Annotated in this window: 18 protein-coding genes; 4 read left to right on the top strand and 14 right to left on the bottom strand. The window is 30.3% G+C overall.

Annotated features, from left to right (window positions below):
* Nucleotides 1-32: 32 nt before the first annotated feature.
* The 4 genes from EJN67_RS06300 to EJN67_RS06285 form a co-directional block, all read right to left on the bottom strand.
* Nucleotides 33-3,239: an Eco57I restriction-modification methylase domain-containing protein gene (locus EJN67_RS06300; RefSeq protein WP_129723503.1), complete on the bottom strand. Its 3,207-nt coding sequence runs from the start codon at nt 3,237-3,239 to the stop codon at nt 33-35.
* Between the two features lie 15 nt (nt 3,240-3,254).
* Entirely contained in the window at nt 3,255-3,866 is a 612-nt protein-coding gene (locus EJN67_RS06295) for a hypothetical protein (protein ID WP_129723502.1), read from the bottom strand.
* Nucleotides 3,867-4,220: 354 nt separating this feature from the next.
* The gene (locus EJN67_RS06290) at nt 4,221-4,721 is read right to left on the bottom strand and encodes a hypothetical protein (protein WP_129723501.1); all 501 of its coding nucleotides are present in this window, start codon (nt 4,719-4,721) and stop codon (nt 4,221-4,223) included.
* 554 nt (nt 4,722-5,275) lie between these two features.
* Entirely contained in the window at nt 5,276-6,172 is an 897-nt protein-coding gene (locus tag EJN67_RS06285; RefSeq protein ID WP_129723500.1) for a diguanylate cyclase, read from the bottom strand.
* A gap of 105 nt (nt 6,173-6,277) precedes the next feature.
* Here EJN67_RS06285 and EJN67_RS06280 point away from each other — a divergent pair, with 105 nt between their 5' ends.
* A complete protein-coding gene (locus tag EJN67_RS06280; RefSeq protein WP_129723499.1) occupies nt 6,278-6,523 on the top strand; it encodes a helix-turn-helix domain-containing protein in 246 nt (81 codons plus the stop codon).
* A 231-nt stretch (nt 6,524-6,754) separates the two neighbouring features.
* Here EJN67_RS06280 and EJN67_RS06275 read toward each other — a convergent pair whose 3' ends face one another.
* Together EJN67_RS06275 and EJN67_RS06270 are read right to left on the bottom strand one after the other, a co-directional pair.
* On the bottom strand, nt 6,755-7,042 hold the full coding sequence (locus EJN67_RS06275) for a stage V sporulation protein S (RefSeq protein WP_129723498.1): 288 nt from the start codon (nt 7,040-7,042) through the stop codon (nt 6,755-6,757).
* A 403-nt stretch (nt 7,043-7,445) separates the two neighbouring features.
* Nucleotides 7,446-8,945, bottom strand: a complete 1,500-nt coding sequence (locus EJN67_RS06270; protein WP_165000772.1) for a toprim domain-containing protein — start codon at nt 8,943-8,945, stop codon at nt 7,446-7,448.
* A gap of 208 nt (nt 8,946-9,153) precedes the next feature.
* On the opposite strand from EJN67_RS06270, the gene EJN67_RS06265 reads away from it, so the two are divergent.
* Both EJN67_RS06265 and EJN67_RS06260 read left to right on the top strand, forming a co-directional pair.
* Nucleotides 9,154-9,984 (top strand): helix-turn-helix transcriptional regulator, encoded by an 831-nt coding sequence (locus EJN67_RS06265; RefSeq protein WP_165000771.1) that lies wholly within the window; start codon nt 9,154-9,156, stop codon nt 9,982-9,984.
* A 240-nt stretch (nt 9,985-10,224) separates the two neighbouring features.
* On the top strand, nt 10,225-10,512 hold the full coding sequence (locus EJN67_RS06260) for a hypothetical protein (protein ID WP_129723495.1): 288 nt from the start codon (nt 10,225-10,227) through the stop codon (nt 10,510-10,512).
* A 698-nt stretch (nt 10,513-11,210) separates the two neighbouring features.
* Here the strand turns inward: EJN67_RS06260 and EJN67_RS06255 are convergent.
* Both EJN67_RS06255 and EJN67_RS06250 read right to left on the bottom strand, forming a co-directional pair.
* Nucleotides 11,211-11,501 carry a hypothetical protein gene (locus EJN67_RS06255; RefSeq protein WP_129723494.1) on the bottom strand — a complete coding sequence of 97 codons (291 nt, stop codon included), beginning with the start codon at nt 11,499-11,501 and terminating at the stop codon, nt 11,211-11,213.
* Nucleotides 11,502-11,505: 4 nt separating this feature from the next.
* Complete coding sequence (locus EJN67_RS06250) at nt 11,506-12,414, bottom strand: ParM/StbA family protein (protein WP_129723493.1); 909 nt, start codon at nt 12,412-12,414, stop codon at nt 11,506-11,508.
* 546 nt (nt 12,415-12,960) lie between these two features.
* On the opposite strand from EJN67_RS06250, the gene EJN67_RS06245 reads away from it, so the two are divergent.
* Nucleotides 12,961-13,365: a four helix bundle protein gene (locus tag EJN67_RS06245; protein ID WP_129723492.1), complete on the top strand. Its 405-nt coding sequence runs from the start codon at nt 12,961-12,963 to the stop codon at nt 13,363-13,365.
* Between the two features lie 183 nt (nt 13,366-13,548).
* On the opposite strand, the gene EJN67_RS06240 is transcribed toward EJN67_RS06245, so the two are convergent.
* The 6 genes from EJN67_RS06240 to EJN67_RS06215 form a co-directional block, all read right to left on the bottom strand.
* Complete coding sequence (locus tag EJN67_RS06240) at nt 13,549-14,718, bottom strand: response regulator (protein WP_129723491.1); 1,170 nt, start codon at nt 14,716-14,718, stop codon at nt 13,549-13,551.
* Nucleotides 14,687-15,904 carry a sensor histidine kinase gene (locus tag EJN67_RS06235; RefSeq protein ID WP_129723490.1) on the bottom strand — a complete coding sequence of 406 codons (1,218 nt, stop codon included), beginning with the start codon at nt 15,902-15,904 and terminating at the stop codon, nt 14,687-14,689. The genes EJN67_RS06240 and EJN67_RS06235 overlap by 32 nt, the downstream gene beginning before the upstream one ends.
* 107 nt (nt 15,905-16,011) lie before the next feature.
* Nucleotides 16,012-17,127: an alanine racemase gene (alr, locus tag EJN67_RS06230; protein WP_129723489.1), complete on the bottom strand. Its 1,116-nt coding sequence runs from the start codon at nt 17,125-17,127 to the stop codon at nt 16,012-16,014.
* A 106-nt stretch (nt 17,128-17,233) separates the two neighbouring features.
* Nucleotides 17,234-17,671 (bottom strand): ACT domain-containing protein, encoded by a 438-nt coding sequence (locus EJN67_RS06225; RefSeq protein WP_129723488.1) that lies wholly within the window; start codon nt 17,669-17,671, stop codon nt 17,234-17,236.
* Nucleotides 17,672-17,687: 16 nt separating this feature from the next.
* Nucleotides 17,688-18,983, bottom strand: coding sequence for a phenylacetate--CoA ligase family protein (locus EJN67_RS06220; RefSeq protein ID WP_129723487.1), 1,296 nt, complete (start codon nt 18,981-18,983; stop codon nt 17,688-17,690).
* A gap of 206 nt (nt 18,984-19,189) precedes the next feature.
* Nucleotides 19,190-19,363, bottom strand: a complete 174-nt coding sequence (locus EJN67_RS06215; protein ID WP_129723486.1) for a DUF1540 domain-containing protein — start codon at nt 19,361-19,363, stop codon at nt 19,190-19,192.
* Nucleotides 19,364-19,494: the final 131 nt, after the last annotated feature.

The raw sequence follows: 19,494 nt of genomic DNA, 5'->3' as shown, positions 1-19,494 counted from the left end.
ATCCTTATCACCTTCAGTTCTGTGTAAATAAACTATCTTCTAAAAACCTTTTTAATCTGACCATTAAGAACTTCTATATAGTCTTCTTTGTCTTTAATATTAAGTTCCTCAAATAAATTCAATATATCTCTTGCTTTTTTCTCGTTTGGATTAATCTCTGTATATTCCTTAATAGCATCAATAAAATATTCTTTATGAATTTCATCATCCCATTTAGATAAACCATAATAATTGCTGTCATAATATTTTACAAGTTCTTTTGGTTCTTTATCTGCATTTATATTTTTTGTATATCTATTCCATGTATCAGCAAATTCGTTTAATGCTTCTTTCACTATGTCTTTTGATTTTTTTGTTGGATTATCTTTCCTCATAATGTTCATAAGTTCATTAAAATTGGATAATTCTTCTTCTAATATGTTTCTAATATCATCAAGGCTAATATATTTATTTTTTTGCTTTAATATTTCAATCGTTTCGTTTTTTAAATATTCATTAACACCAATATACAAATCTGATAAATTATAGAATTCCCAAGGCTCATCTTTTCCATAATCATGAGCATATTTTTTACGAAGCAGATAAATATCATAATACTCGAACCCATATTCTTCCGAAATAATCCCAATAGTTTTATTATTATAAAGCGCTGAATGCTCTTCTATAAGTTTATTTGGGCTTATTATTTGTTCTAAATCACTAAATACTTTTTTATATTCATTATTTTTTTTACAATCTCTGCATTTACTAAGTGAAAAAGGAATAATTTTATTAGTGTTATTTGTATCGATACCATATAACTCCACCACTTCATTATCTATTATATTCTGCAGAATATTTATATCCAATAGAGTCTTTTCTATCTTATCTATAATTGGGAAAACGTCTCCGATTGTCTTAATATATTTAATACACTTCTTCATATCAAATTCTAATTTATTTATTAAATCGTATTTTTCAATGATGATTCTAACATTATTTGTGATTTTATTTATTTTAGACCTATCTTCTAATTTTATTGGTAGTTCTTTTAAATTAGCAATTTTCACTTCTGCAAAAGGTTTATCTAATTCTGGAACAATTTGCTTATAGTAAAAGTCCATTAACTTGGAATTTAAAATACCTAATAAGCAAAATATATCATCTGTGTTTTCAGGAATTATCAAGTGAGTCGTATCCATAGTATATCTCTGTTTATCATCTAATGCAGCAATAACACAATCACTAGTTTGTCTAACTATAATTTTTTTGTTCACCAGATACATTGATTCATTCGTATTACTCCATAATTTGTCTTTATCAAACAAAACATAAATAGTGCTATTATTTACCTGATATTTAAATATATCTCGTCCTCTAATTACTGGTTTGTATTCAGGTCCTTTCTTTTCTTTACTTAAAAACCTTTTATTATCTCCTGTCTTAATACCATTATAAAAAACAGCAATGTCTCCTAGTCTTCTTGATTCTTTTTGTATAGATAATATTACGTTAATAATATCTATATCTATTAAAAATTTAGTACTTGGTATTTGTAAAAATACATCCTGACAAAATTCACTTATTTTATAATTTCTTGTTAAATAGTCACATAAATTTTTTACTTCAAAAGTTTTCATCAAGTTCGAATTACCGTTTACTGTTTTATTTACTTTTAGATTGAGTATGACATTTCCACCTGTTATAGCACTTTCAAATACATCATAATTAAGTTTAAATATACTATCAATCCATGTGCTATTTAATATATATTTTCTTATCTTTTCAAAATAGTAATTAGTCAAGATACTACTTGGAACAATGAAACTTATTTTTTCTTTAGCAAGCATAATGCCTCTTTCTAAAAAAATTGCAAAAAGATTAATCTTATATTGAACAGAGTTAAAATATATTTCCTTATAATAGTTCTCAATATTCTCTGCGATAACTTTTCCCTGCCCCCTTCCAAGTAATACAGTAATATATGGTGGATTTCCAACTATATAATCATATTTCCTAGCCCAAAATTCGCAAAGTCTTACTAACTCATCTGCCTTATTCCAACTCAAATCATCTTGTCTATATATTCCGGCAATATCTTTATAATTAATTGTATAATAGAGTCTATTACAATCTTTTAACTGTTGTTTTAAATCCTTCCAATCATAATCATCTTCCCACTTAATCAGACTATCACATTCCATTATATTTAATTCATCTATAAAATTATCAAGGTCTTTTAGCAGCAGATTAATTGTAGTTAACTGAACAGCAAAACTATCTATGTCTGCACCAAAAATACAATGTTTTAAAATATGGTAATGGATTCTATCCTTTATCCAATATTCCTTACCCTTTATATTTTCATTTTTATAGATATAATCTGCATCGGCATATTTTCCTCTTAACTTATCAATGTTTTCCTCAAACTTATTCCTCAATATGTCATACGCCATAATTAGAAAATGTCCGCTACCACATGCAGGGTCTAAAACGGAAACAAAAGGGTTCTCTACCACATCTGCTTCTGTAACCGTATTATTTAAAATATATTCAATAACAAAATCTGGAGTATAAAATTGTCCAATTGCTTTACGGGTTTCCCTGTCCATGAATTTTTCATAAACATCACCAAGTATATTCCCTTCAGTAGGAACATTAAAGTCAAATTTTGATGTATCAAGTTTTTCTATGATTTTAGCAACATTTTCCTCATAACTATAAACTGGTGTTTTTCCATATTCCTTGCTATCCAGTATGAACTTTAGTTCAAGTTCCTGTTTGGTAGGATTTAATTTCTCATATTTATCCTCTTTGAAAAGAGCAATATTTTTAAAGGATTCCTTCATATCAGCAAAAGCAAACTTCAATAGTTCTCCAAGGGTATAGTTGGAAATCAGGCTTATCCACTTATCCCTACCCCTTGCAGATAACTTTTTGCCAATGTTAGGGTCTTTCGGTTCTCCCATAATAAAATCTTCTTCAGGATTAAACATAAATCCTTTGTCTTCACATATCCTTATAAACAAAACCTTGTTTATAAGCGTGTAAGAAGTTCTATGACAAAAATTCTCATTCCACTTATCTTTGTCATCCTTACTTATACTATTATCTCTATACTCTTTTTCAATGAAATTCCTAAATTCTTCATTATTATCATACTTATACTTAAAAAGTTCCATATACACAGAAACCATATCTTTATGAATCTGTTTTAACTCGTCTATTAAAGCATCTTTATTAAATCTAACTGCTTCCATTTTAGTTCTACCTCCTTACCTTATTCCAAGATTGTTTAACAAAAAGTCAATTGCAGGCGAAGGTAATAAATACTTTTGGAGATTCTCCCTCTCTTCAGAAGGGTAGATATTTTCAACAACTGTTATAGCCGTATTGGGGTCTAATGTTCTAAAGTCATAACCCTTTAATAATTCCAAATAGTTATTTTTTCTATTTTGTGAAGTATTGAAAATACTTTTTAACCTTGAATAATAATCGTCATATGCTGTCTCTACAAACGCCTCTCCTATCCCTTTTTCTCTTCTTAAATCATCACATGCAAATTGAAATAATTTTATATAGTCATTTCTAAAGTTTTTACTCATCTCTTTCCATCTCGATATACCTTCAACATTAAGTTTAGAATTAATTTTATTATTTGTATCTTCAATTAGGCGAATCAAAATATATTTTAAGACAATATGTACAGAAATCTTCAATTGTATGTATTCTTTTATCTTATCCTTACTAACCTTCCCACGATATTCACTTGAAAATAAAGCATCTTCTGCGCTACTTGTTATTGCACCACTAATTGATTTTAAAATATCTCTTTTAAAATCAGTTAATATTTCTATAAATTTATCTTTATTATGACTGATATCCATAAAACACACCTGCCCATAAAAAATTGTATTAAAATTTTGTTATAATTTTGTTTATATATTCCTTATCAACTTTTATGCGTACTTGTCCCTTATTTATATTCGACTATTGGAAGTAAAAATCCTCTTATATCTCTAAACTTTTCCATAAAAAAGCACATACCATTGAGGTATGCACTTTATATTTATACCTATATCTTTGATAAATAGACTATTTCTAGTTGATAGTTATCTAGTACATCCAAATAAACCAAAATAGTTTCAAAATCCACAACTTTTGCTCTTATAACATCTCTAATCCAATTTAAATTAATTTATTTAGATAATCCATAGTTACCTTATGATAAAACTTAATTACTAAACTTCGTCCTCATCCAAGTGTTCACAAATATATTCCCACACCTCATCGATGCTCTGAATTCGAGTCATCTCAGCATCAAGCACATCCCTAAGCATTTCATCTATTCTACAAACAGATAGGTCTCCTTCAACTAAATAAATGTCATAATATCCTTGCCCTATAAAACTAATATCTGCTTCTTGTAATACCATTTCATATTCTGATAGTTCATCCTCATCATCACACTCTTCATCAAAATAATTGAGTTCTTTAATGTATTTTTTTGTTTCCTCTATTAACTCTTCTTTTGTATTAGCAAAAATTCTAGCATATTCAATGTTATTATCATAATGATAGTTTTGGATTTCTCTCATATATTGTTGATACTCATTATAATTGGTTGCAAATTCATTTCTCCTTGATAAATTATCTAATTTCTTCTCAATATTCAGAAGTTCCCTATACTCCGCTAAACACTCTTCCAAATAACTTTTACTGAAATTATAATAATAGGTCATAGTTCATCATCCTTTCATGAGATTTAATTGTTATTTAAAAAGCAAAGGGACTTCACAAAGTCTTTCTAGAATCTTTTAACTTATTTATATGCATTTTTATCCCCTACATTTTTGAGCATAATACATAAAAAAATAGGTAGAATCGATTTTATATAGGCCTTTAGTCTAGTTTTTGTATATTGGGGGAAATTTTTATTTCCCCTTTGCTAACCATGCTGTTTTTAATTTAGTACTAAAAAAACTGCCTACTAAAAAAGTAGACAGTTCCTCAAGGAAAAGATACTATGACAAAACCTGATATCGGATTTGGATTTATATTGTAATTACTATAATATCCCTATGTCAAGTTTATTTTTTACACCCTTAACACTTTATCCTTAATACCTTAACCCTATAATTATTTATATTAGTGGAGTTAGGGTAAACGCCTATGGTGCAAGGGCTTTGGTGAGTTTTCATGCGACAAAAAAAGATGTGGGGAAATTACATAAATACCAAAAAGCAAGTACTTCCGTTCAAACGAAAATGTACTTGCCCATAATTATTCATGCATCTTACTTCCAGAACTTCATATGCCTTACAATAAGATTATCCAACCTTTGACTTAATTCTAATACCTCTGCACTGGTAACTATGTCCCCTTCGGTAATCTTCTCATTCAATTCATTCCTTATTGCTATAACTTCTTCCAGCAAATCATCAACCCTAGTATCCTGCCATTTTCGTCCTTTTTTTATTTCCTTTTCTCTATATAAATTTTTATCTGCCATTTTTATCATATCCTCCAAATCTACTAAACAATCAGTACAGGCTATTCCTGCACTAATTTGAATATACAGCCCTTGTTCTACTGCTAGTTTATGAATCTCCCCCCTAATTCTCTCAGTTACTTTTTTTGCTGCCTTTTTATCCTGCTTAAAAAGTAAAATTATGAATTCGTCGCCCCCATACCGTATCCCTAAATCCTCTTTTCTTATGCTATTTTTAATCGCCTGTCCTACTATTTCAATTGCCTTATCACCTATTAAATGTCCAAAAGAATCATTAATTTCTTTTAAATTATCTATATCGATGAATATTAGGGAGAAATCTTTTTTGCTATAAGGATGATGATATATTGAGCCATCGTTAATCTGTTTCCAATAGTTTCTGTTGTATAATCCTGTAACTGAATCTACTAATACTTTACTGCATTCACTGCATTTATTGTTACTTGAATCAATGGTAATTACATAATACTTTTGGTTGGCAATAATAATTTCACTAATGGTCACCCAACGCTTGCCATAACTATATTGAACATATGAATTTTCAGATAGCCTATCTAAAATATGCAATTTTTGGAGACAATTATAGGCTTCTCCATTATTAATGCTGCTGTACTGAATCTTGTTTTCATGATTCAAAACAATTCGAATTATCTCCTTAGTTCCACATTTTCCCTCATGCATTACAATTTGCCCCCAAATTTTCTGTTTGTTCTTTATTAGAACATATTGTTGCACAACCTTGGATAAAATACAAGCGTTCCAATAAAGAACAAAAGGTGGTCTATTATGAAATTAATATTAGATTCCGAAGAACGCAATATAGCAGGTTCTAGGGTTAAAATTGCACGGTTAAAAAATAATATGACACAGCAGGAACTGTCAGTAAAACTTGAGACATTGGCGGTCTATGTTGATAGAGCAAGTATTTCAAAACTCGAACAGAAGAAAAGGATTATAACCGATATTGAACTAGTAGCCTTATCTCAAGTATTAAAAGTAAGTGTCAATTGGCTCTTAGGTCTTGATAAATAAGTTTCGTTTCAATATACACCTATTCTTATGAATCTAATACTTATTCTTTCATCCACCTCCCCTATGCCATTATCAGATATTTGTTTGTGCCTTTATTTTTACCTTCTATACCTAATTTATAAACAAAAAGCACACCCCCTTATACCTCTAGATGCAGTATAAGAAAGGTGTGCCCCTTTCAGCAATATGCCTTCATGTTACCATGTTTTAGTTGGCTATACAAGAACTATACTATTTCTTTTTTGCAATTATAGTCCAGCGGATAGCCGTTTTAGCGATAGAATCATGTTCCTCTGTCAATGTATCCACTTTAGTATAATAGGGCCTTAGATTAAATTTGTAACTGTTTTTTACTAAAAACTCACTTGCTTGTATAAGTGCTTTTACTGTCACATAGGCAGCCTTAACTCCTATACAATCTATGTGAACAATAGAATCCTTTGAGGCATATTCAATTATAGCCTCTGAAACAGCGTTAATATTACTGCTTGCAGATACTCTTAATACCTGTATATTCATAAAACAAAGTCCCTCCTTAATGCTTATTTCAAGCATTATAGAGAGGGATTTCATTTTACTTCAAGTTTAATAAGTAAAATAGTTATCTTTTGCAAACAGTTAAACTTTGTTTGTTGCCTCTTATAAACAGTTGAACTCTATTGTTTTATCTTGTAATCAGTGGTGACAATGTGTTTGCCAAATTAAGATATATTTGCACCACTGTTTGATAAGGAGTAACAATTAAAGTTATCTTATTAAATAGTATATTTTCAAAAACACTTTAATAATAAAAAATAAAAGACTTCATAGTTTAACTGTTTGTAAGGATTTAACAATCGTTTTATATTTCTATATATATTATACTGGCGTCAAAAATGAAAACGTGACACTTTTTAGAAGTTTTTTAAAGGTTTTTTTGATTTTATTCTACAGCACTTTTCAGTCCTGTATTATAATCTTTAACAACTATTCTTTTTTTATCATATCTTATCGGCTGTAGTTGTGCACTTTTATACGCTTTATCTACCTGCTCTTTTTTGGCCTCCCCTGCATCCTTTGCTTCTTCGAGAACCATCTTATAAATATATCTAAACCCTAACTCCTGAAGACTCTTGACGTTATTCTCAAAACTTTTTAACCCAGCCTCATCGTTGTCTATAAGTAGATATATCTTTATTTTATCTCTTGCATCTTTACATAATTCATAAAGTTGATATAATTGTCCCCTGCTTATCGAATGACCAAACATCCCAACCGTATTTTTATAGCCATGCTTAAGAACCATTTTCATTACATCAAAGGGTCCTTCTACGATAAAAACTTCTTCTTTACTACTATTAACTAACCGATTGGCATTATATAAAGTGCACCCTGATTTAAATCCCTCAAAATTATAATACTTTTTATATTTGCAGTTTTGATTCTCAATCTCTTTTATTTGTTCTTCTCTGCTCATAATATCTTCTAATCCCAATCTTTTAGCCCAATAATCATAGTGCCCTTCCTCGCTATATTTATTTCTACCGACAACGCCTACAAGCCTATCCTCTAAATCTCTAACTAAGAAACATATCCTATTTTTAAAGTCATTAGTACAATCTCTTCCTGCAAAATACACTTCCATCTCTTCCGCATCCTTTACTGTAAAGCCTCTTTCAAAAAATATAGGAGGATACACCCCTTTATTAAAGCCAAAACCTTTAAGACTAATCTCTGGAAGAATTCGTTTCTCAAGCATAATCTCTTCATCAATATTTATAAATTCCTTTTTTATTTCTTCGGCATTAATTTCAGGGGGATTAGTAACTGTAATTCCTAAAACTCCTGATATCCATTCTAGTGCTTCAATAAAACGATATCCTTTTTTTTCGCATACAAACTTAATAAAGTTTTTTCTTTCTCCACATTTAAAACAGCCAACGAAATAAGAATCATCTGTACCTTTCTTTAAAATTGCATGTTGATATCTTTTGCTGTGCATATCACACTCCCAGGGGCAGTGCTCAAATTTTCCATTTTCTATTATATACCCCATAGTTCTAATTACATACTCTATATTTGATTGGCTGCTATCATAAATCTTCTGTTTTAATTCATTATAGTATGCATATGTCTTCTGCTGATAGTTATTATATTCATCCTTCACCTTTTCTGGGTGATATTTTAGGTATGTTTTAACAACTACTCTAATTTCTTCGTTATCATTATGGGTAAGATAGTTTTCTATATAACTTCTATTTATTTTATCAATTTGTTTGAGTGTTAGTCCCTTATGTTTTCCAAATCTAATAATATAATCACCCGCATATGTTTTAAAACATTCTGCAATTTCTTCTTTTACTAAATTGTTCGTGCTTCTCTTATATTGTCCCCATAGGTACTGCAAACCTGAAAAATTGGCATGGATAATTTCCATATTCATAATTTCCAGCATATCCATCCCGTTTACCTTACCAAATGAAAATGATTTATTTTTCATATACATCGCCTCCGTTTCAGATTGGAGGCATTATATTGCTCACTATGTTATGTTTCAAATTTTCATCTGATTTTTTATAATTTTTCAGGTAAAAATTTGATTTCCTTCCTGCCGTGGCTAAAATGTCAAAAACAGTCGTGGGGGAATGTTTATGAAAAAACCATTTATAGATGATGAGAAAGTAAAAGAACTTTTATATCAATATAAACTAGGGGAAGGTAAAAACACCTTAAGTAAAAGTCAGCAAAACGAGGTTTTAGTTAATCTCTACAATTTAATGGAGCCCCTTTTGAAATGGACAATAACAGGGAATATAACTAAAATATATTCTCCAAAGATGAGAAAACAAAAATATTCTAAACTTTATAACCTGCAGAAGTCCTTTTCCAGCAATATTAATATGAACAAATTTAAAATAAACTTTAGCGTTGCCTGTGAAAAATATCTTAAAGATTATATTGACCAATTTGGGTATTGGGATAGTAATAACCCGTGGAATTATTCTCTAATTTATCCGTTTTGGGAAGTTGTAGAAAGGATTTCATTAGAAAAACTTGAAAAATCAATTGGGCAATATAATAATGAATACTCTTATTATCTCGCTATTAAATTCTGCGATGATTATTGGAATTACATATGCAGATGTCTAAGAAAGGATTTAGCCCTTCAGATACTTAGCATAGATAAGATAAAGCATGAATGTAATAGTAGTGTCTCTCCTAACTATTTTGACAGGTTTCTATTTAGTAACCATATATATAATTCAACTAATGAAATTCAGAGCACAGAAACCCTTTTATCAGACATAAAAAGTCTACTGACTTGTAGAGAATGGGAGTTATGGGGTTTATTTATACAAGGGTATACCCATGCAGAAATAGCAGCAAAGTTAAATATTACAACTGAGTATTCCCGCCAATTAAAAACAAGGATTTTTAAAAAACTTCGTACCCATTTGCCTTCAAAATACAATACTAAATAAGGAAATACTAATTTTATGATATTTGAAAATTTATTACTATAGTTTAGTTTGATTTCCTTTCTTGGTGTCGCAAAGTTCTAATACTATATACGTATATAGTAGAAAGGGATAGATACTTATTAATAAAGAGTTCGAAACCTCCTTTATGCGACAAAAATAAATATGCATAAAAAATATTTTTATTTGACATTAGTATACATCATCTTCTAAACTATCAAAAATCAAAAGGAGATGATGCTCATGAAACTAAAACAATTAAAAGCAGAAATCAAGGAATTATTTAACCTTGTAGAAACATCCTTTGGTCGGAATTCCTTATCTTATCAGAATTTAGACTATTATCTTGATGTTCTAGTTACCGTATATGAATATAATTACGATACCGAAAAAGATTTATTGGAAGAATTGAAGAATTTGCTTTTGAAACTCTCAAAAGAAATCCCTGAACTGAAACCAGAGCAGTTTAAGGAAAACTATCAAAGTATAAACGAGATGATTCAATATCTCAATAACAATCTAACAGACTAGCAAATTTAAAAGGCTTTTCAGTATATTACTGGGAAGCCTTTTTTATATAGATTTTTTATAAGATGATGGGTAAGAAAGAACGAACTGTTATTATTTGCGTTACGCTATATTCCATGACGCCTATTCCCTTTACCTTATAACCTTCCTCCACCTATTCTAATTATATTTTAGAATCACCTTTTTATCCCCTAATCCTTAAAAACCATTTCTAACCCTTTTCCCTTAGCCAAAGCATATAATACCTATCAAATTGCTCCGTTTCCTATATAAAAAGGCTGCTTTCTAATAATTCATTCTTATTTATCTTCTTATTAAGGAAAGCAATTCTAAAATCGAGTTTCGCCCCTTAAAATGCAAAATATTTTAATATAAAAACAAAACAGAGGAAATAAATTGCTACAGAGCAACCATTTCCTCCATCTTGTCCGCTTACTAACACTCCCTAGAATGTCTGCATTAAAAGTAACATATTAGATGTTGATTGTAAAGAGTTTTATCCCTTTATTCCCTAGAGATAGAGTCCTGGTTCCTTTTAGTACCTAACTTTTTATTCCAGTTCATTTAGGAACCCCATAGTAAGGATATAAGGGATATGGGGTAAAAAAATATCCTAATGAAATTTGTGGCTTATTGTATACTTATCATATATATTATCCAAGAAAAAAGCAGGAAGTTCTAAACTTCACTGCTCATAATGGCTATAGACTATCAAACATGCTGAATATGTCATCAGACAATACAGGCTGAGCATAATCATCATTATCTTTTTTACTGTTCCCTATAGTAAATCCTCCACATTCCGCTATCGCTTCCTTTAAAGCCTCCTTTATTTTCTCCTTATCAAAATCCTTATCATTTTTCCCCGTAAAACTTAATACTGCCTTAATAACGTAATCCGTTTTATATTTCTGTGCAGAAAGTATGTTATATACCTTAACATCTTCCTCTCTATCCATAGAAAAAGACAGGTTTATTCGTTTTGTTACCATAGCATCACCTTCTTAATTCTTGTTCAAGCAAAATTTTGAACCCTCGTGCATTAGCAAACTGGTCAAGAAAATCCGCATACCTTACTTTTGTGGATTCTTCAATATATTTCCGAAGCAACATACTTCCACCACCTGTGAAAACAGTAGGGTTACGGAATTCGAACCCATATTCCTCAATTTTGGCCAATATGTTTTCTACATACTCATTCGTCATTATTTTAATTATCTCTTTAACATCTGCTTCAAAAATAACAGGTTCTCTTCCTAATATAATATCTTGTATTTGAGTTTCAGTCAGCCTAATATTTGTTTTTAAGAGTTCCTGCTGTATATTCGCAATTAGCGTAATAATTCCGTCAGGGAGTGAGTAACACGATGCAGTGTCAATTATCCCGTTCTCCACTCTAAAAATATCTACAGTATAACCGCCAATATCTATAACATTACATAATATATCCTTATAACTGTTAAATACCGTAATAAGCGAAGCATACCCCTGTGGATACACCCTACAATCAATAATATTAATTGCATAACCTTTTTTGTTAAAATTAAATTCTATATTCCGCCTTAAAAAGTATTCACGAAACTTTTTCTTCAATGTCCCATAATTCACAATAGGTAGCCCTACTCCCAGAATTACATCTGATTTACCTTCTATTCCTGCTCTATCCACAGCATCTGCAATTGCAGGTAAAGACATAATGAAAGTATCCTGATTAACTGTCTTATCCATCTGGACACTCAATCTATTACCTCCGATGCTATAAAACTTACCTTCATGAATTAACAAGTTGCTCGTTGAAATTGGCTCACTATTAGATTTAGTAAATCCTGACTCAACAATATAGCCCTCACTTGTTTTTGTACATTTGTTTCCATTATCAAGTCCCAATAAAATCCTGTTTCCCATAGTAATTCCTCCATTTCTTTAATAAAATTTAAGTTCCTTATCGTTCTTTATAGTCGATGATTTTTTATAATTTCAAGTATTTCTGCAAAAAAAATTGCCCACCCAGCAAACTAGGTAAGCATACAAAATAAAATAATACGGAGGTTATTTCATTAACATTGTAAAATGCCTTCATAAACGTAAACATATATTTTATAATAAATCATTCTCCACAAAGTCAAGTCTAATTTCTACTTTTTTAACTTTTTCCTTATTTCCTTTTACCTAAATCCCTTTTATATATTATGTATTTAGTAAATTTCTTCAAGCCCTTTAATTTACGGCATTCGTAGAAGTTTTTAAGCGACAAAAACTAGTTTAGGGTATATTAGGAAAAAGGTTTATTGGGTTAAGGAACAAATATATGCGCTATATTAACTTTTACTACAACGCCTTAACCCTTATACCTTTTTAGTTATTTCTTTACATAAATTCTAGCATTAAAATTTGACTTATCCCTGCTCTTCCGTATAATGTTAAAAATCAAATTTTGAAAGGATGAATTCTATGAGTGAAAATTTGTATATAAAAGATTTTAAGAGCCTAAAAGTATGGCAGAAGGCGAATGTTCTTGAGCAGGAGATAAGGGAATTGGTTAAAGGATTTCCAAATTGTGAGCAATATAGGGTTACAGACCAGTTAGTACGGGCTGTTAGGAGTATAGGGGCAAATCTTGCAGAAGGAAACACCCAATTATTTATTAAAAGAGAACTATTCCATGCAAATGCTGCCCTTGGCAGTGCAGGAGAAGTAAGAAATCATCTTCTTACTGCTTTGCAGAATAATTATATTTCAAAAGAACAATATGAGATTCTGGATAATAAAACAACCGAGATTATCAAAATGCTTTATGGTTACATAAAAAGGTTGAAACTGGAGATAGGTAATGATTCGGATTTTAGTGACTCCTAATAATGGTACAACAAGGGTTAAGGTTTCCATTTGTACTTTAACCCTTTATGTCTTATTCCTTCTCCCTAATAAAAAAGCGAACCCTGCAGCAATCAAGATTTCCCTTGCATCTACCGCGAGGTATTGGAACGAACTTCATTTTTATAGGGCGAAGTTTATTATCATAGTATAAAAAAGAAGGATTTATGAAATAATTGCATCTTTTACTTTTCCATCTTCATATTCATTATAAGTATATCTTCGTATTCTTGATTTTGTATTACCATACCGTATGAATTTAAATTCATAAAATTTATCTCTAAGAAAACTAAATTTTCTTTTAAATAATTTGGCCACACTATAATTTGCAGTAGTGAAAAATATTTGGGTTCCATTTGATATAGCCATTTCCCTTAAAAAATCTAATAATCCAAGGATATTTAAATCATCAATATTTGAAACAGGTTCATCAAGAAGTATAAATTTAGGTGCAGTTTTCATACTTATATGCATCTTAAAAAAGATGGATAATACAACCGCCGTTCTCTGACCTGCACTCATTAGGTAAATAGGCACTTCAACTTCAACATTATTTATATTTCTATACCCAACAATTTCCTCTTTTTCATTCAAATCAAGTTTGTCAAACTCTCTTGGTGAATGCAGGCTTATAAATAAATCACTTATATCACTAATATTTTCCCTAATAAATTCCTCAGCATATTGCGAAGACGGTTTTAGGCTATTTAAAATACCAACTACATGTATACACTTCTCCTTTTGTTTTTTCTTTAAATCAATTTGTTGCTTTAATTGTTCTAATTTTTTGTTATCTTCTTTTTGCTGTATAGCATTGTTAACTTTATCAGTAAATATTAAAACTTCATCTAATATTGTTTGTATAAAATTCCTAATCTTGGTTAAAGAAGTGTTATTTTCGATGTAAACGCCATTTACTTCAATTTCATTAGCAAAATCCTTTAGAATATTGATTTTAGATTCGCAATTATTTAATAATTGCAGTTTTTCTTCTAAATCCTGCTTATTTATTTTCTCTTCTTTAATCTTTCTTTTTTCATCGTGTATTGAATTATTCAAATCATCTATTTTTTGTTTTAAACTATGTTTTTTAGTCAGATTGTTTTTTTGTTCTTTTTCTTTTAACATTTTAATAGCAGCCATTCCATTTTGTATTGGCATATTTATGTCCATCAATATGACATCAGGATTTAACTTTATTCCTTGTTCGACTGCTTCTTTACCATTACAAGCCTGTCCTACTACTTCAATATCTTCTTCTAACTCTAAAATCTGTGTCAAACCCTTTCTTATAAGTGAATGATCATCTGCTATCATTACTGTTATCTTCTTCATTAGTATCCTCCTTTTCTTGTTTTTTAATCGGCAATAATGGAATCTCAAAAGTTATTATAGTGCCTTTATTCGGCTGAGATTCTATATCTAGTTTTCCTTTTAAAAGTTGAGCCCGTTGCTTCATGCCGATTATACCAAATCCGCCTTCATATGCATTTTGAGGACGCATTTTGAGAACACTAGGGACATCGAATCCCGTACCGTTATCAACAATGGTGCCAACTAGCATATTGTCCTGAATAACTAGCTTAATGATAGCTCTAGTTGCCTGAGAATATTTTTGTATATTATTCAAGGCTTCCTGTATTATGCGAAAAACTGCTACTTCAATGACTGAATCTATATGTTGCTCTTCATCATAACAGTCTACAATAACTTTAATCTCTGATTCTCTAGAATAATTATCTACATACTGTTGCAGTGTGTGTACTAATCCTAGATCATCTAACGACATAGGTCTTAGATCAAATATTATTCTTCTTATTTCCTTAAGACTATCTCTAACCAATTGTTTAATCTCTTTTATTTCATTGCCTGCTCTAGTAATATCCATTGTAAATAATTTTTCACATATTTCACATCTAAGTACTATATTGGAAAGGGATTGTGCCAAACCGTCATGGATATCTCTTGCGACCCTTTGACGTTCTTCCTCTTGAGCCATAATAACTTTGACACCTAACATCTCCTTATCTTGTAGGTCTTGTAATGTATCACTTATATTTATTAGCGTATTACTTAGATAATTCATTGCTGCAGCTACGTGACCAACTAAGTATTCAGCCCTTTCCATAGTGTTTTTTATGCGGCGAATTTGTAGTTCAATTTCTGTCCTCTGTTGTATATATTGCTGTTCTTGTTCTCTTTTTAAGGCCAGCTGTACCTGTAGATCTCTAGTTGTTTCATAGGCATCTTTTATATCATTTTCCGAATATTGATCAAAATTTTTGCTGACGACCATCAAATGTTTTCTGCTCTCTTGTTCTAGAAATTCTAACTTTTCAGTTTCCCCTATTGTTCTAACAACTTTCTCTTGAACACATTTTAAATTATTCTCCAATCTTTCCCATTCATTTCTAGAGTCTTCTGCTATTTCAAAAATCTGTTCCTTTCCTTTCTCTAGAGAGTCAATAGTCGATTTTAAAATTTGATCTAATTGGGAAGGGTCCATAACCTTATCTGCCATTTTTGCTCTCCTTTTACACGATTATTTGAAACATATTTTCCATCTAACCAATGATTATTCGACATAAATATATAAAAACCCTCCAATTATGTCCAATTATTCTTTGATTACTTATATAGTCTTGGCACTCTATTAGATATATTAGTTAATATTTCATACGAAATCGTGTTGCAAAGCTTTGCTAAATCATCAGCTGTTATCTCCTCGTTTTCTTGTTTACCTAATAATATCACTTTATCGTCTATTGAAGCATTTGTTATATTAGAAATATCAATCATAGTTTGATCCATGCATATATTCCCTACAATAGGTGCTTTTTGACCATTTATAAGTACATGTCCCCTATTACTTAACAATCTGTTATATCCATCTGCATATCCAATAGGGATAGTAGCTACTTTTGTAGGATGTTCTGCAATAAAATTTCTTCCATATCCTACACTTTCACCTTTTTCTATATATTTCACATGCATTATACGAGTTTCCCATTGTAATATTGGGTTTATATCAATAGCATTTCTAAGTACTTGTTCAGAAGGATAATATCCATACATGGAAATGCCTCCCCTTACTAAATTAAAATGGGTATAAGGACAATCTATTATAGCTGCGCTATTAGCAGCATGAATATACTTTGGATTTATTCCCATATCTTTTAATAAAGTAATCATACCGTTAAATTGTTTTAATTGATATAATGTATATTCTTTATCTTTGATATCAGATACTGCAAAATGGGTAAATACTCCTTGTATATTGATATTTCGCATATTGTATAATATATCACACAATCCCATCAATTCTCTTTTGCTGCGTATGCCTATTCTTCCCATACCAGTATCTATTTTTATATGGATATCTACTTTTTTGTTGTATCTTTTGGCTAATTTGTCTAATATTAAAGCTGTTTCTGCTTTAAATATCGTTTGGACTAAGTTATATCGTACAACTAATTCTGCCTCACTTTCATCAATAGGACCTAATACTAGTATAGGCACATCTATTCCGGCTTCTCTTAGCTGTATTCCTTCTTCAGGAATCGCTACTGCTAGACAAGATGCTCCTGATTTAATGGACTGTTTTGATATAGCTATAGCGCCATGTCCATAAGCATCTGCCTTTACAACTGCCATAAATTCTGTATTGTTTGCTGTTAATGATTTTAGCTGTTTTATATTATGGTCTAGTTTACCTAGATCAATTATTGCTCTTGTTGGTCTCATATTATCACCTCTTTTTGTATTATAACGCCATTTAAGTAAATTGTACAAAATTTTTAGCTATTAATATTAAAAATCCTGATAAAAACCAGCTAACAGCTGGTTTTTATCATAACCGATGTATTTCTTCTTGTAAGATTAATCTAATCTTTGAGCTTTTTAATATATTTAATGCTTCCTCCTTTTGTGTGTCTTCTACCCTAAAAATTATAAAAGCATTTCTAGATGGCTGATGAGCAAAAGAATATAGATATTCTACATTTATATCATGATTATCTAGTATGTTAAGGACTTCATTTAGTCCTCCAGGTTTATCTGAAATTTGTACAGCTATTACCTCTGTTATACTTACTGTATATCCCTTTTCTTTTATTAGATACTCTGCTTCTGATATTTTATCTACTATAATCCTTAAAATACCAAAATTGGCGGTATCAGCTATAGAAATAGCATATATATTTATATTGTTTTTAGACAATATGCTAGTTATTTCAGCCAATTTACCCTTCTTATTTTCTATAAAAATTGAAATTTGCTTAATAAACATAATTTCCCAAACCTTTCTATTTTCTTCTATCTATCACGTGTTTAGCCTTTTCAGTGCTGCGTTCTATAGTTTTCGGTTCAACAAGTTTTACATTAACATTAATACCTAAAATGTTATGTATTTCTCTAGTTATTTTTTTATTTAAATCTTCCAGCTTTCTTACTTCATCTGAAAATAGTTTGTTTGATACTTCTACTAATAGCTCTAGATTATCTAAATTGTTTTTTTTGTCAACTATTAGTAAATAATGCGGTTCAGTATCGCCAATATCCATAAGTATACTTTCTATTTGTGAAGGAAATACATTCACACCTCTAATCACAAGCATATCATCAGTGCGTCCTAATAACTTATTCATTCTTACATGAGTCCGGCCGCATGTACAAATCTTATAATTTAATGATGTAATATCTCTTGTTCTGTATCTTATAACAGGTAATCCCTCTTTATTTATAGTGGTTAACACTAATTCTCCTATATTACCCTCTGGTAGTACTTCACCAGTATCAGGATCTATTATTTCAGGAATAAAATAATCTTCAAATATGTGTAGACCGTTTTTTTCTTGACACTCGCTTGCTACACCAGGACCTATTACTTCACTTAACCCATATATATCTATAGCCGATATGTGTAATCTATTTTCTATCTCTTTTCTTAAGGAATCACTACATGGCTCTGCGCCGAATATACCATATTTTAGTTTTAACTCTTTTAGGTCTATAGTCATAGTTTCCATAACTTCTGCTATATGAAGAGCATATGAAGGGGTACAAGCAAGTACTGTAGTACCAAAATCTCTCATAAGCATTATCTGCCTTTTTGTATTTCCACCGGATATTGGGATGACAGAGGCACCTATTCGTTCAGCACCATAATGAACACCTAAACCTCCAGTAAAAAGTCCATATCCATAAGCTATTTGTATAACAGATTCTTTATTGGTCCCTCCACACGTAAGAGTTCTGGCCATTAATTCTGACCAAGTAATTATATCTCTACGGGTATATCCTACTACAGTGGGTTTACCCGTAGTACCCGATGATGCATGTATACGCACTATTTCACTTAATGGGACTGCAAATAAACCATATGGATAATTATCTCTCAAATCTTGTTTTGTTGTAAAAGGGAGTTTAGTAAGATCATCAATTCCTCTTATATCTTCAGGCATTAATCCCTTTTCCTGCATTAAATGTCGGTAATATGGTACATTGTAATATACACGTTCTATAGTGTTAATTAATTTCTGAGACTGTAGATTCTCAAGCTGATTACGATCCATACATTCATATGTTCCATTCCAATACATTTGTATTCCCCTTTACATAAATATTTTTACATATTTAATTGAGCCTTAATATAGAAATGCTAATTATATATACCATCTTTATGAATTAAATCCAAAAAAGAGAAATATCAATTCATGCTACTTAAAGAAGATTATAATGCATTTATAAAAAAAAATAAACCCCTTTATGTAAAGATATACATAAAGGGGTTGGGTTTATACATATATTATTCTTTAATAAAAGTTGCACAATCTGTTTCTTCTGTTGAAGCAGCATCTCTAGGCTGTATTTCTATCTTTTGAGCACCACAATAATCTCCTTGCATATAATAATGGCAGCTGTTTACCACGCATTTTACACCAGGTAATGGAGCATCATTCTTTTCTACTCTGCCTTTCATCTTTTAATCCCTCCTTGTATAATTAGTATTGTATTAATCAGTGAATGAAAGCACTATCAAACCTGCAAATTTAATAGTTAATCACATCAAACAAAACCAATCTAATCTAAATATCAAATACATTTTTGGCT

The sequence above is a fragment of the Xylanivirga thermophila genome (assembly GCF_004138105.1).
Taxonomy (GTDB): domain Bacteria; phylum Bacillota; class Clostridia; order Caldicoprobacterales; family Xylanivirgaceae; genus Xylanivirga; species Xylanivirga thermophila.
This window is presented reverse-complemented; position numbering and strand designations above follow the sequence as displayed.

What these genes read in the sequence shown, in the direction of transcription:
- EJN67_RS06300 (WP_129723503.1), bottom strand. Translation starts at nt 3,239, where the DNA reads ATGGAAGCAGTTAGATTTAATAAAGATGCTTTAATAGACGAGTTAAAA.
- EJN67_RS06255 (WP_129723494.1), bottom strand. Translation starts at nt 11,501, where the DNA reads ATGGTAACAAAACGAATAAACCTGTCTTTTTCTATGGATAGAGAGGAA.
- EJN67_RS06220 (WP_129723487.1), bottom strand. Translation starts at nt 18,983, where the DNA reads ATGTATTGGAATGGAACATATGAATGTATGGATCGTAATCAGCTTGAG.
- EJN67_RS06270 (WP_165000772.1), bottom strand. Translation starts at nt 8,945, where the DNA reads ATGAATATGGAAATTATCCATGCCAATTTTTCAGGTTTGCAGTACCTA.
- EJN67_RS06240 (WP_129723491.1), bottom strand. Translation starts at nt 14,718, where the DNA reads ATGAAGAAGATAACAGTAATGATAGCAGATGATCATTCACTTATAAGA.
- EJN67_RS06215 (WP_129723486.1), bottom strand. Translation starts at nt 19,363, where the DNA reads ATGAAAGGCAGAGTAGAAAAGAATGATGCTCCATTACCTGGTGTAAAA.
- EJN67_RS06225 (WP_129723488.1), bottom strand. Translation starts at nt 17,671, where the DNA reads ATGTTTATTAAGCAAATTTCAATTTTTATAGAAAATAAGAAGGGTAAA.
- EJN67_RS06265 (WP_165000771.1), top strand. Translation starts at nt 9,154, where the DNA reads ATGAAAAAACCATTTATAGATGATGAGAAAGTAAAAGAACTTTTATAT.
- EJN67_RS06285 (WP_129723500.1), bottom strand. Translation starts at nt 6,172, where the DNA reads ATGCATGAGGGAAAATGTGGAACTAAGGAGATAATTCGAATTGTTTTG.
- EJN67_RS06235 (WP_129723490.1), bottom strand. Translation starts at nt 15,904, where the DNA reads ATGGCAGATAAGGTTATGGACCCTTCCCAATTAGATCAAATTTTAAAA.
- EJN67_RS06280 (WP_129723499.1), top strand. Translation starts at nt 6,278, where the DNA reads ATGAAATTAATATTAGATTCCGAAGAACGCAATATAGCAGGTTCTAGG.
- EJN67_RS06295 (WP_129723502.1), bottom strand. Translation starts at nt 3,866, where the DNA reads ATGGATATCAGTCATAATAAAGATAAATTTATAGAAATATTAACTGAT.
- alr (WP_129723489.1), bottom strand. Translation starts at nt 17,127, where the DNA reads ATGAGACCAACAAGAGCAATAATTGATCTAGGTAAACTAGACCATAAT.
- EJN67_RS06260 (WP_129723495.1), top strand. Translation starts at nt 10,225, where the DNA reads ATGAAACTAAAACAATTAAAAGCAGAAATCAAGGAATTATTTAACCTT.
- EJN67_RS06245 (WP_129723492.1), top strand. Translation starts at nt 12,961, where the DNA reads ATGAGTGAAAATTTGTATATAAAAGATTTTAAGAGCCTAAAAGTATGG.
- EJN67_RS06275 (WP_129723498.1), bottom strand. Translation starts at nt 7,042, where the DNA reads ATGAATATACAGGTATTAAGAGTATCTGCAAGCAGTAATATTAACGCT.
- EJN67_RS06290 (WP_129723501.1), bottom strand. Translation starts at nt 4,721, where the DNA reads ATGACCTATTATTATAATTTCAGTAAAAGTTATTTGGAAGAGTGTTTA.
- EJN67_RS06250 (WP_129723493.1), bottom strand. Translation starts at nt 12,414, where the DNA reads ATGGGAAACAGGATTTTATTGGGACTTGATAATGGAAACAAATGTACA.